This is a genomic window from Streptomyces sp. NPDC002867 (assembly GCF_053591895.1).
Map to the genome: position 1 here is coordinate 1 of NZ_JBSFUR010000019.1, position 12,178 is coordinate 12,178.

General features: G+C 72.7%; 10 protein-coding genes. All 10 read right to left on the reverse strand.

The features are described from left to right. Window positions 1-165 precede the first annotated feature (165 nt). Window positions 166-2,049: an anthranilate synthase family protein gene (locus ACWD0A_RS19465; protein ID WP_451299671.1), complete on the reverse strand. Its 1,884-nt coding sequence runs from the start codon at window positions 2,047-2,049 to the stop codon at window positions 166-168. Further along, window positions 2,046-2,705, reverse strand: coding sequence for an isochorismatase family protein (locus ACWD0A_RS19470; RefSeq protein ID WP_451299673.1), 660 nt, complete (start codon window positions 2,703-2,705; stop codon window positions 2,046-2,048). Before ACWD0A_RS19470 ends, ACWD0A_RS19465 begins: the two co-directional genes overlap by 4 nt. A 36-nt stretch (window positions 2,706-2,741) precedes the next feature. Then, on the reverse strand, window positions 2,742-3,527 hold the full coding sequence (locus tag ACWD0A_RS19475; protein ID WP_307714229.1) for a 2,3-dihydro-2,3-dihydroxybenzoate dehydrogenase: 786 nt from the start codon (window positions 3,525-3,527) through the stop codon (window positions 2,742-2,744). Window positions 3,528-3,744: 217 nt separating this feature from the next. Then, window positions 3,745-4,923 carry a 3-deoxy-7-phosphoheptulonate synthase gene (locus ACWD0A_RS19480; RefSeq protein WP_451299675.1) on the reverse strand — a complete coding sequence of 393 codons (1,179 nt, stop codon included), beginning with the start codon at window positions 4,921-4,923 and terminating at the stop codon, window positions 3,745-3,747. Window positions 4,924-5,287: 364 nt separating this feature from the next. Next, entirely contained in the window at window positions 5,288-5,824 is a 537-nt protein-coding gene (locus ACWD0A_RS19485) for a hypothetical protein (RefSeq protein ID WP_451299677.1), read from the reverse strand. Between the two features lie 319 nt (window positions 5,825-6,143). Then, the gene (locus tag ACWD0A_RS19490; protein WP_451299679.1) at window positions 6,144-7,388 is read right to left on the reverse strand and encodes a hypothetical protein; all 1,245 of its coding nucleotides are present in this window, start codon (window positions 7,386-7,388) and stop codon (window positions 6,144-6,146) included. Between the two features lie 76 nt (window positions 7,389-7,464). Beyond that, complete coding sequence (locus ACWD0A_RS19495; RefSeq protein ID WP_307714233.1) at window positions 7,465-7,974, reverse strand: SigE family RNA polymerase sigma factor; 510 nt, start codon at window positions 7,972-7,974, stop codon at window positions 7,465-7,467. 79 nt (window positions 7,975-8,053) lie between these two features. Then, window positions 8,054-10,987 carry a BTAD domain-containing putative transcriptional regulator gene (locus ACWD0A_RS19500; protein ID WP_451299681.1) on the reverse strand — a complete coding sequence of 978 codons (2,934 nt, stop codon included), beginning with the start codon at window positions 10,985-10,987 and terminating at the stop codon, window positions 8,054-8,056. A gap of 215 nt (window positions 10,988-11,202) precedes the next feature. Beyond that, a complete protein-coding gene (locus tag ACWD0A_RS19505) occupies window positions 11,203-11,907 on the reverse strand; it encodes a hypothetical protein (RefSeq protein WP_451299683.1) in 705 nt (234 codons plus the stop codon). Continuing rightward, window positions 11,864-12,088 (reverse strand): hypothetical protein, encoded by a 225-nt coding sequence (locus ACWD0A_RS19510; protein WP_177149596.1) that lies wholly within the window; start codon window positions 12,086-12,088, stop codon window positions 11,864-11,866. The genes ACWD0A_RS19505 and ACWD0A_RS19510 overlap by 44 nt, the downstream gene beginning before the upstream one ends. Window positions 12,089-12,178: the final 90 nt, after the last annotated feature.

Sequence of the window (12,178 nt, forward strand, 5' to 3'; positions counted from 1 at the left end):
TTGTTCAGTGGTTTCCTATTCCTTGGGTGGCGCTCGGGGGGCCGGGGGGGGGGGGGGGGGGCGGGGGGGGGGGCCCCCCCCCCCCGCGGCCCGCCGTCCGTGCCGGTCCGGCGGCGGGGGATGGTGCCGGACCGGCGGGCCGACCGGGGCGGGAACGCCCCTGGATCAGTCGGCCGTCAGCGGGGTGAGCAGATCGCCGATGATCCGCACACCGTCCTCGGTCAGGATCGATTCCGGGTGGAACTGCACCGAGCGGAACCCCGGTCCGCGCAGTCCGTGCACCTCGCCGGTCACCGCGTCCCGGCTCACTCCCACCGGTGCCCCGATGAGCTCGGACCGCACGGTGTCGGTGGCACTGCGTGCGGCGAACGTGTTGTAGAAGCCCACCTGTTCGGGCTTGCCGAACAGGTCGATCTTCCGCTGCACGCCCTGGTTGGGCCTGTCCCTGCGGACCAGGTCGAGCCCCAGGACGGTGCTGAGCACCTGGTGGCTCAGGCACACCGAGAGGAACGGGATGCCCCGCGCCAGCAGTTCGCGGGTCGCGCCGTGCAGGTGGGCGATCTTCGGGTGGTCCACATCGCGCGGATCGCCGGGGCCGGGCCCGAGCACGACCAGGTCGCAGCCGTCGAAGGTGTACTCCTGGTCGAAGCGGCGGACCGTCACCTCCATGCCCAGTGACCGCAGTTGGTGCGCCAGCATGCCCGTGAAGGTGTCCTCGGCGTCCACGACGAGGACCTTCCGGCCGGCCAGCGCGGGCACCGCGCGGTGGCGCGCGCCCGGCTCCTGGAGCCAGTACGCAGAGATCGACCGGTTGCGCTGGTCCAGCGCGGCCAGGACGTCGGGGTGCCGGGCCAGCCCGGACTCCGTCGCGCCGAGCGCGGCGAGCAGCCCGGACGCCTTGGCCCGCGTCTCGGCCACCTCGGACTCGGGCCGGGAGTCCCTGACCAGGGTGGCGCCCACGCCGATGGTGACCCGCCCGGTGGCGGAGATCTCCGCCGTCCTGATCATGATGGCCGAGTCCAGGGTCGGGCCGCCCTCCGCGTCCCGGCCGATGAGGGCCAGCACGCCGCTGTAGTAACCGCGGCCCTGGGGCTCGTACTTGGCGATCACCTTCGCCGCGCTCTCCAGCGGGCTGCCGGTGACCGTGGGGGCGAACATGGTCTCGCGCAGGATCTCCCGCGGGTCGCGGGTGCTGTGGCCCTCGATGAAGTACTCCGTGTGCGCGAGGCGCGCCATCTCCTTGAGGTACGGGCCCACCACGCGCCCGCCGCCGTCGCAGATCCCGGCCATCATCTTGAGCTCTTCGTCGACCACCATGTAGAGCTCGTCGGCCTCCTTGGGGTCGGCGAGGAAGGCGGTCACGCCCTCCAGCGTCGGCCCGGTCGGGGGATAGCGGTAGGTGCCGCTGATCGGGTTCATCACGGCGGTGCCGCCGTGCAGGCTCACATGCCGCTCCGGGCTGGCGCCGACGAACGTGCGGTCGCCGGTGTGCACGACGAACGTCCAGTACGCGCCGCGCTCGCCCACCAGAAGCCGCCGGAAGAAGGTCAGCGCCGCGTCCGGCGACCAGTCGCTGATGTCGGCCACGAAGGACCTGCGGATGACGAAGTTGGCGCCCTCGCCGGTGCCGATCTCGTCGGCGAGGATCTCCCGCACGGTCTGCGCGTAGTCGTCGTCGCCGACGTCGAAGCGGCCTTCCGACACCGCGATGGGCCGGTCCGGCAGCCGGTCCAGCAACTCGCCCAGGCTCACCGAGTCCTGGTCGCTCACGGACAGGGTGATCAGCGGGGCGCCGTCGTCGGCCGCCGCGTACCCGCGCTCGGTGATCTGCCGGTAGGGGACGACCACCAGCACCTCGTGCTCGGCGCGCCCGGTGCCGGCCGTCCGCACGCCCCCGCTGGAGGGCACGTCCGCGAGAACGGCCGGGGTGGCCAGCTCTCCGACGATCACGTCGACCCGGTCGGCGCCCGCCGCCTCGGGGCGGTGCAGCAGGGCGAAGGGGGGCGGGTCCGCGGCGAGGACCAGATCCAGCAGTCCGTGGTCGGTCATCGCGTCCCTCGGCTCTCCGCCGGAGCCAGCTGGTCCAGCACGGTCTTGGTGGTCACGGTCATGGCGCAGCGCTGCGCCGCGTACTCCAGCGCCATCCGGTGGTACTCGAGCGAGAAGTCCGCGATGGCGTCGCCCACGAGGAAGGGCTGGATGTCGTGGGTGAAGGCGTCCGTGATCGTCATGAGGACGCCGACGTGCGCGTACACACCGCAGACGATGAGCTGGTCGCGTCCGCTGCTGCGCAGCAGGTCGAGCAGTCCGGTGCGGAAGAAGGCGCTGTAGCGCCACTTGGTGAAGACGGTGTCCCCCTCGGCGGGGACGAGTCCGTCGACGACCTTCTTGTGCTCCGGCTCCACGGTCATGCCCGGACCCCAGAAGTCCTTGAGCAGGCCGCGCTCCTCGTCGGTCATACCGCCCGGCTGGGCGGTGTACGTCACCGGGATGCCGAGCTCCGCGCAGCGCTCCCGCAGGGCGGTGGCGTTGCGGACCAGGTCGGTCACCGGTGACTCCCCGGCCGCGAACGGCCGCAGGAAGTACTTCTGCATGTCGTGGACCAGCAGGACCGCTCGTCTCGGGTCCACGGTCCACTGCGCGATGTTCTCCGGCATGTCCCCCTGACCGGGCATCGGGTAGGGGCTGATCGTGGGCAGAGCCATCCGGGATCTTCCTCTCGGCTGATGGGTACGGGGCGGTCAGTGGCCGAGCGAGGCACCGCCGTCCACAGTGAGGTCGTGCATGGTGATGTGCGCTGCCCGGTCGGACAGGAGGAACAGCACGGCGTCGGCGATGTGCGAGGGCTGGGCCAGCCGTCCCATCGGGATGCCGACGCGGAAGGCGCCGGCAACGCCGTCGATCGAGGAGCGCGCCGCGCTGCCGTCGTCCCACAGGGAGGTCAGCATCGGGGTGTCGGTTGAACCGGGCGCCACCACGTTGCAGCGGATGCCGTACCGCGCGACCTCGAGGCCGAGGACCTTGGTGAACATGGTGGACGCGGCCTTGGACGCGGAGTATGCGGACATGTCCACGCGGGCCGTGCCGGCGGCGTTGGAGGCGATCGTGACGATCGCACCGGAGCCGCGCTCGACCATGCGGTTGACGACCGCGCGGGACATGAAGAACACGCCGCTGGTGTTCACCGCGAAGGTCGTGGCCCAGTCCTGGTCGGTGAGGGCCTTCGCCTTGCCGAGGCGGAGCACGCCGGCGCCGTTCACCAGGTACTGGATGCCGCCGAGCTGCTGCTCGACCGCGTCCACCACGGCATCGACGTCCGCGCTGTCCGTGACATCCGCGGGGTAGGCCTCGGCCACCTGCCCCACCGCGCGCAGTTCCTTGGCCAGTTCCTCCAGTGGCTCCAGATTGCGGTCGACCATGGCGACAGCGGCGCCGTCGGCCGCCAGAGCACGCACCACTGCTTCGCCGATGCCGCCGGCCGCACCGGTGACGAGGGCTACCTTCTTTTCCGTCTTGTCGACATTCATCGTGGTCCCAAAGCTCGGGGATTGCGGCGGCCGGGGCCGCCGGGATTCCGTGGGCTGTATTGCCGCACCACGAAATCCCGGCGGCTCGCCGCCATTTCCTGCTGCGGATGTACGGGTGTGGCTGCCGCACGAATTCCGGACCCGTGCGGTTTCTCGTGAGGCGTGTCGGCCGTTTCCGTCACGTCGTGCGGGTCGCGCCGTTCCTCGTGCCGTTCGCCTAGACGTGCCAGGCGGCGGCGACCTCCAGGGCCTGTCGGGGGTTGAGCCGCGGGTCGCACAGGCTCGTGTACTTGTCCCCGACCCGGTCCAGCAGCGAGGCATCGTGGACGCACTCGGAGACCGCGTCGGGTGTGGTCTCCAGATGCAGTCCGCCCGCCGTGCCGCCGGCGTCGGTGACGGCCTTCTGGAACTCCTCGACCTCATGGATCACCGTGGTGACGAGGCGGGTCTTGAAGCCGCCGGGCGATCCGAACGTGTTGCCGTGCATCGGGTCGCACAGCCAGATGACCGGGTGTCCGGCCTCCCGCACCGCGGAGACGAATGCGGGGAGCCGCTCGGCGACCCGGTCGGCGCCCATCCGGGAGATGAGCGTCAGCCGGCCCGGCGTACGGTCCGGGTCGAGCCGCTCGCACAGCGCGAGCAGCCCGTCGCGGTCCATGCTGGGACCGACCTTGCACGCCACCGGGTTGGCGACGGAGGCCAGCAGGTCGACATGTGCGCCGTCCAGCTGCCTGGTCCGGTCGCCGATCCACGGCCAGTGCGTCGAGGTGAGGACCAGGCGGCCCTCCTCGTCGCGGCGCAGCTGCGGGAGCTCGTAGTCGAGCACCAGCGCCTCGTGGCTCGTCCACACCGGTGCGTCGACCGGCGAGAGCGAGCGCACGGACCGCGACCGCAGGGCGTCCATCGCCGTCGCCGCCGCGTCGTGCCCGGACAGCAGCCGGCCCGGGTCGGGCCTGCGCAGTTCCGGGTCGGCCTCCGGGCTGTTGACCAGGTGGCCGCGGTAGACCGGCAGTTCGACCCCGCCGACGACCTCGGTCGAGCTGGAGCGCGGCTTGCCGAACTGCCCCGCCATCCGGCCCACCTGAAGGACCGGACGCAGCGAGTTCAGCGACATGACGCCGGCGAGGGCGTCCAGCAGCGCCGTCTTGCGTATGACGTGCTCGGGCTGGCATTCGAGCGGGTCCTCGGCGCAGTCGCCCGCCTGGACCACCTGGAGCAGCCCCTCGGCCACCTCTGCCAGCAGATAGCCGAGGGTCCGTATCTCCTCCACCGCGACGAGTGGTGGTCGGAGGGAGAGCTCGCGCACGGCCTGGGCAGCAGCCCCGGCGTCCTCCCATTCGGGCTGCTGCAGAGCCGGCAGCCTGCGCCAGCGCTGCGTTTCGCTCTCAGGAAGCACTTCTCCGAATCCGGTCGGCCTTTCCGAGATTGTTTGACTCGTCACCCAGGACCTCCATCGTGAGAATTTTCCATCATTGCTACGGCTCCGGCGTATCGACTCCCATCCCGTCCCGGATTTCCGAGAATCGAACCCCAACTCGAGTTTCGGGGTGGGAATTTGATGGGTCAAAACCGACCTTCGCACTTCGTCACGTGATGCAGGCGCCCTATTTTCACGACAAAGTCGGCCCTTTTTTGTGTCAGGTGGCGGCGAATCCAGAAAGTATCGGCACTACCTGGTCAGGTCGCGCGGACACAAAAAAGCCGCCCGTCCTTTTTCCTTCGGGAAAGAGGACGGGCGGTATTTTTCGCCGGAGAGCGGGTCAGGCCACCGGCACCGTGGTGCGGCGCATGCGCAGCGCGCCCTGGCCGAGGACGACCCGGTCGGCCGGCAGCACCAGCAGCATCTGGTCGGTGATATGGCCCGTGAGCGTCACACCGATGCGCTCCAGTTCGAGCACCGGCACCTGGCCGCGCAGACCGAAGCGGGCCCGCTCCTGGGCGTACGGCATCCGGCAGCGCAGGTCGTCGACCAGCTGGAGCGGCTCCTCCCAGCGGCGCAGCGGCCACAGGGCCGGGACCTGCGGCACGGACACCGCCCGCGGCAGCCAGATCCGCGCAGTGCACAGCAGGGTGCCGCCGATCCGGTAGCCGAGGCCCAGCCGCAGGCCGAGTCCGCCCCCGCTGCCGTCCTCGTCGTCGCCGACGGCCCACTCGGGCGCCGGGCCGACCTCGGCGTCCAGCGCGTCGACGGACACGTCGTACCCGGCCGACTCCAGCGCCTCGGCGACCGGGTCCGTCCGTACGGCGCGGATCCACGCCGCCTCGTCGAGCGGCAGCCGGACCGTGCTCTCTTCCATCCGCATCATGTTCTTCTTCCCCGTGGACGCGCGGCGGCTGCCGGACGTACCGGAGCCCGGCCGCCCCCGCAGGACGGCCGGACCCCGCGGCCACAATTGGTGACGAACGATCAACATACTGTGGAGCGAGGCGTGTTGGCGAGGAGGATCGACATCCCCTGAGGGCCTGGTCGGTCAGGCCCCGGCCCGCCCACGGAAATCGGCGGTGCTTCGTGCGCAGCGACTCTGCCGGTGGCCGCGCGCCGCGGACAACACACGGCGGCCGACCTTGTCATATGCCCGGGGGCGCGGGCGGTCCGCACGCGCCCCCGGGCGGCCGTCACCCCCGCGGCAGCCACTTCTCGTCGAGCGCGATGGCCCTGAGCTGCTCCATCGTCAGCGCCGGCAGTTCACGGCCGGCGTCCTGTCCCTGACCGGGCGCGTTGAACGCCATGATCACGACGCGGAACCCGTCGGGCCGCAGCGTGTCGACGGTCCAGCCGACCGTCCCCCCGCCGCCCTTCCCGTCGGGATCGGCCTCCTTGCTCTCCAGCACCCGCGTGCCGTCCGGCAGGGGCGTCGCATCGGCGAAGTGCGAGGAGAGGTCGCCCATGCCCGGCTGGACGTTGATCTGGACGAAACTCCTGCCCCTGCCGTCGTCCACGACGACGAAGCCGTACCCCGCGTCACCGTCCTCGTCGGTGACCTCCAGGCCCTTCGGCAGCAGCTCGGTGAGCGTCCTGGTCACCTCTTGGCCGGAGGGCTCCCCGGGCCTGGTCTCCTCGGGCCGCGCGGCGCCCGCCTCGGCACGGTAGTCCTTCATCAGCGGCTGCCAGGAGGCGTCCGTGACCAGGGCCTTCATCTGCTCGGCGGTGAGCGGCGGCGCCGACCGGGTGATCTCGCCGCCCTTCTCGGCCGGCGAGTCGTACTCGCTCGCGTCGACCAGGACCCCCTGCGGGGTGATCATGGTCGCCCGCCACTGCTTCGCGCCCTCGTCCCTGCCGGACACGAAGCCCTTGAGCACCATGTACCGGGAGCCGTCCGCGAGGGTCCCGGCCGTGCAGGAGTCGTGGTCGACGAGAGCCGTGGAGGGGCAGGTCACGTAGTCCTCCTCGCCGCCCTTCGGGTCGACGGTGTTCAGGCTGAGCGAGATCCGCGCCTCGCCCTTCCCGTCGTCGAGGACGACGGCGGCGTACGGCATCGAGCCCGGGCCCTTGCTGCTGCCGCGGCCTCCCTCCTGGACGACGTCTCCCTCGGGCAGCAGCGCCTTGAGCGCGGCGATCATCTCCTCGGCGCTGATCACGCCGTCGGTCTTCTCGACCGTCAGGCCGGTCGCCTCCCCCGCTGAGGCGACCGAGCCCTTTCCGCCGCCGGTGTCCCGCTCCCCGAGCACACCGGTGGCGTACGTGCCGGCCAGGCCGACCGCCGCCAGCGCCAGCGCGCCGCCGGCCACGGCCGCGCGGCGCACGACCAGGCCGCGGCGGCCCCGGCGCAGTCCGCCCTCGACCAGCGCGGGCCGGTCGGCGGGCCGGATGCCCTCACAGGCGCGATGCATCGCATCGCCGAGTTCGTCCTCGAAAGGCATGGGGAACCACACTCTCTGCTCGACGGTGGGGAGGAAGTGTTCGGGGAGTGCGCCCGCACGTGCGGCGCACCGGTGCTCAGCGGGCGGCGAGGTCCACGAGGCTGCCGCCCAGGTGTCCACGGAGCTTGGCGAGCGCGCGCACCGCCCGGGTGCGTACCGCTGCCGGGCTGACGTTCATGGCGTCCGCGGTCTCCTCGATGCTGCGGTCCTCCCAGTACCGCAGCACCACCACCGCGCGGTCCTTCGGGGACAGCCGGCCGAGCGCGCCGAGCAGGGCGAGCCGCAGCTCGGGATCGTCACCGGACGGGCGTGCGCTGTCGGGGAGTTCGCCGACGGGACGCTCGGCGGCGGAGCGCCGGCGCTTGTGCGTGAGGAAGCAGCGCACGAGCACGGTCTGCGCGTAGGCGGCCGGATTGTCGATGCGCGAGACGCGTCCCCAGAGCATGTACATCCGGCCGAGCGTCTCCTGCACCAGATCCTCGGCGAGGTGGCTGTCACCGCTGGTCAGCAGGCACGCGGAACGGTAGAGGTGCGTGGCGCGACTCGCCGCGAACTCTCTGTACCCGTCCGCTCGCGACGCCCTCATGTCCCTGACCACTCCCCCTCGGTGACGCCTTCACACTCCACTGACGCGACGGCACACGGGATATGTTTCACCGGAGATCTCAGGCCCCGTCCGCGAAGCGGTGGTCGGCCTCCGGCTGCGGGGCCCACGGTGCGGGCGCGTCGGGCTCCGACGCCGTCAGGCGCAGCAGTTCGCGCAGTTCGGCGAGTGTCTTCTGGTGCGCGCCGTCGAACGCCTCCAGCGTTTGCACCGCGGCCCGCCACTGCTCCCGTGCCTCGCCCACGCGCCCCGCCGACCGCAGCAGCAGCCCCCGCTGGTGCCGGGCGAGGCCCACCATCTGCGCGTCGGCCCGCGCCTGCGCGCTCTCCAGCAGGCGCGCGCACTCCACCGCCGCCTCGTCGTCGCGCCCGAGCCCCCGCAGGGCCCGGACGAGTCCCACACGGCCCTGGGACTCGCCGTGCCAGGGCCCGTCGTCGCCGAGGATGCGCAGGCACTCCTCGAAGTGGCGCAGGGCGGCAGCCGGTTCGCCGAGCGTGAGATGCGCGTAGCCGATGTTGCAGTGCGAGGTCTGGACGAGCACGTCGCCGCCGAGCCGCACGCCGATCTCCAGCGCCCGCTCGTGGTGGCCGATGGCGGCCCGGGCGTCCGTGTGCTCGTAGAGGTTGCCGAGCGCGATGAGGACGATTCCCTCGGCGTACGCGTCGTCCATGCGGTGGACGATCTCCAGGCTCTCCCGCAGGACCTCGGCCGCCTCCTCGTACCGTCCCAGGGCCTCCAGCAGGAGCCCCTGGTTGCTGAGGCTGCGCTGCATGCGGCGCTCGTTGCCGAGTGCGCGCCAGGCCGCGAGCGCTCCCTCGTTGAGCGGCAGGGCACGGTCCGGACGGCCGCTGAGGAAGTGCAGTCCGGCGAGGTCGCTCAGCGCGTTCGCCTCCGACTCGGCGTCGCCGTGGGCGCGGGCCGCGTCGAGGGCGATCCGGCCCACGACGGCCAGCTCCTGGAGCCGGCCGCGGTGCCGCAGCAGGAGGGACCAGGCGCGGACCAGGAGGGGGACGGTCCGCGAGGCGAAGGCGTACCGCTCGGTCAGCGCGACCGCGTTCGCCACTTCGGAGTCGCACCAGGCCAGCGCCGTGTCGCCGCAGGAGAAAGGTTCCGCCTCGCCGATCGCCTCGGGCAGGCGCAGTTCGGTGTCCGAGCCGACCGGGGACAGCGTCAGCGCCGCCTGCCGGGCCCGTTCGCCGTACCAGCGCAGCACGCGCTCGACCGCCGCCTCCGTACCGCCGGCCCGCTCGGCCAGCTCTCGGGCGTAGTCCCGTACGAGGTCGTGCGGGACGAACCGGCCGTACGACACCTCCTGGAGCAGTGCCACCTCGACCAGCCGGTCCAGGGCCGCCGCCGCCCGCGGCTCGTCGGTGTCCATCAGCCGGGCCACGGCGGGCACGCCGTACTCCGGCAGGTCCACGGCGCCCAGGCCGCGCAGTGCGAGCGCCGCGTCGGGGTCCAGGCCGTCGTGGGCGACGGCGAGCGAGCCGCGCACGCTCAGGTCGTCGTAGTCGAGGTGGTCGAGCCGCCCGGCCTCCGCGTCCAGCAGCCCGGCGAGTACGTCGGGGGTGAGCGCGCTGCGGGCGGCGAGCCGGGCGCCGACGACCCGCAGCGCCAGCGGCAGCCGCCCGCACAGCTCGACCAGCCGGTCCAGCCGCTCGCCCGGACCGCGCCCGGAGACCGCCCGCACCAGCTGCTCGCTGTCGCCGGCGCTCAGCGGAGCGAGGGGGAAGCGCTGGGCGCCGTCCAGCGCGGTCAGCGGGGAACGGCTGGTGACGACGACCGCACACCCCGGCCCCGCGGGCAGCAGCGGCCGCACCTGCGCGGCGGACGCCGCGTCGTCGAGCACGAGGAGCGTGCGGGTGGGCGCGAGGACCGAACGCAGCAGTGCGGTCGCCGCATCGGGCGCCTCCGGCATCTGACCCGGTCCGACGCCCAGGTCCCTGAGCAGCGCGGCAACGGCCTGGGGCGCCGCCAGCGGAGTCATGCCGGGGGTCGCGCCGTGCAGATTCAGGTACAGCTGCCCGTCGGGGAACTCCTCGCGGAGCGTGTGCGCGACATGGGCGGCGAGCGCGGACTTGCCGACCCCCGCCATACCGGAGACGACGACGACAGCTCCGCCGCCGGCGAGCGCGGTGCGCAGAGACGCGACGGTCTCCGCGCGACCGGTGAAGTGGGCGGGGCCGGGCGGCAGTTGTGCGGGCGGCCGCCGCTCGGGGACCTGGGGCGGGATCGACTGCGGGGGCGGGGACTCCGCGACCGGGCCGCGCAGCACCTCCTCGTGCGCCTGCCGCACCGCCGGTCCGGGCTCCACGCCCAGCTCCTCCACCAGCGTGCGGCGCAGCGCGCGGTACACGTCGAGCGCCTCGGCCTGCCGGCCCGTGCGGTGCAGCACCAGCATCAGCTGCCGGTGGAACGCCTCCCGCAGCGGGAACTCCCCGACCAGTGCCGCAAGTTCCGGCCCCAGCCCGTCGTGCCGGCCGAGCGCCAGCTCGGCGTCGTAGCGCCACTCCAGGAGCAGCAGCCGCGACTCCCGCAGCCGCCGCACGAGCGCGGGCTCGGCCTCGTCGGGACCGTAGACGCCGGCCAGCGGACTGCCCCGCCACAGCGCGAGGCCGTCCCGCGCGGCAGCCACGACAGCGGCCCATTCCCCGCGGCCGTACGCGGCACGCGCGGTACGCACCTGCTCCTCGAACACCTCGGTGTCCAGCTCTCCGGGCGCCACCCGCAGCACGTACCCGGGCGCCACGGCCCGCAGGCGGCCCTCCTCGGCGAGGATGCGGCGCAGCCGGGTCACGTGGTTGTGCAGGGAGGCGTGGGCGGACGCGGGAGGTTCGTCGCCCCACAGCGCTGCCTTCAACTCGTCGACGGGGACGACCTTGTTCGGGCGCAGCAGCAAGGTGGCGAGCAGCGCGCGGATCTTGGCGCTGCCCAGGTGCTGCGGCTCACCCGCGGCATCGTGCACGGCGGGCGCGCCGAGCAGGCCGAACCGCATCGTCTTCCTCCCCGTACCCGCCCGTCCGTGGGCGCCGGGCCCATGTTAGCGATCTGTTGGAGAGGGCTGTTTGGATCGGTTCATCGGATCCGGCCCGCTGGTGCTCGGCGTGGGGAAGCCACACTCGGGGGAGTGTCGCCGCCGCGGCCGGATTCGCGGACAGAGAGAGCCCCGGTCACCTCGGGTGCCGGGGCTCTCGTCCGTTCGTCCTCGGCTCAGGGGGACGCCGGGCCGGGCGGATCGCCCGCGGTCCTCATGAGTTCCGCGACGAAGAGCAGGCTCCTGGCGGCGAAGTACCCGCCACGGTCGTCGTGCCACGCCGCGGGCAGCGTCCTCGGCTCCAGCCGTTCCACGCACGACGCGAGCACCGCACGGCGGTGCGGGTCCAGCTCACCCCCGGCCGCCACGCACTCCGCGGCCAGCCGGTCCATCTCCCGTACCAGCCCCTCGCGTCGGGTCCCGCCCCGTCGCAGCCCGCGCCGCCAGTGGTCCAGCGCGTGCAGAGCGGCCTCGCGTGGGGCGCCGTACCAGTAAGCGGGTACGAGGGGATTCACCTCGCCGGGCCGGGGACTGCGCAGTCCCCGGCGCTTGGCCTCGCCCCGCTTCTCCGCGTACGCCCGCACATCCGCCTGCCACAGCGACCTGCTGCCTCGGATGACGCCGAGGGCCCGCAGCAGCGCCGCCTCGTCGTGCCGGAACGGCCCGGCCTTCGCCTCCAGGTAACTGACCGTCGCCTGGAAGCCGATCGGCCGGTACAGCTGCGCGCACGACCGCAGGGACACGACCCGGTGCCCGTACGGCAGCGACGCGTCACGGACCTTGCGCGCGAAGTCGTTGAATCCCCTGGAGCCGCCCCCCTTGTGCCACGTGGCCGCCTCACGGCAACAGCTCCAGCGGTTCGTACTGGTGCGGCCTGCCACCCGTCCATTCCACCCACGTCGGGTCCTCCAGCACCACCGCCCCGGTCTCCCCCGAGCGGCGGACGAGCTCCAGGACCTCCTCGTCGGAGTGGGCCAGACCCATGATCCGTCCGCGCACGGTGACACGCCGGCCGCCCGAGGGGGAGATCCGGTGCACGACGATCGGCGGGTTCCCGGCCATGGCTCCAGCGTGCTCCGACCGCCGCGCCCACGCCAGGTCCGCGCCCACGCCAGGTCCGCGGCACCGCGCGCGACTACCGTGGACAGGGGG

Bases quoted from the DNA above. Each gene is read 5' to 3' on its own strand.
- ACWD0A_RS19465 (WP_451299671.1), bottom strand. From the start codon at position 2,049: ATGACCGACCACGGACTGCTGGATCTGGTCCTCGCCGCGGACCCGCCC.
- ACWD0A_RS19470 (WP_451299673.1), bottom strand. From the start codon at position 2,705: ATGGCTCTGCCCACGATCAGCCCCTACCCGATGCCCGGTCAGGGGGAC.
- ACWD0A_RS19475 (WP_307714229.1), bottom strand. From the start codon at position 3,527: ATGAATGTCGACAAGACGGAAAAGAAGGTAGCCCTCGTCACCGGTGCG.
- ACWD0A_RS19485 (WP_451299677.1), bottom strand. From the start codon at position 5,824: ATGGAAGAGAGCACGGTCCGGCTGCCGCTCGACGAGGCGGCGTGGATC.
- ACWD0A_RS19490 (WP_451299679.1), bottom strand. From the start codon at position 7,388: ATGCCTTTCGAGGACGAACTCGGCGATGCGATGCATCGCGCCTGTGAG.
- ACWD0A_RS19495 (WP_307714233.1), bottom strand. From the start codon at position 7,974: ATGAGGGCGTCGCGAGCGGACGGGTACAGAGAGTTCGCGGCGAGTCGC.
- ACWD0A_RS19500 (WP_451299681.1), bottom strand. From the start codon at position 10,987: ATGCGGTTCGGCCTGCTCGGCGCGCCCGCCGTGCACGATGCCGCGGGT.
- ACWD0A_RS19510 (WP_177149596.1), bottom strand. From the start codon at position 12,088: ATGGCCGGGAACCCGCCGATCGTCGTGCACCGGATCTCCCCCTCGGGC.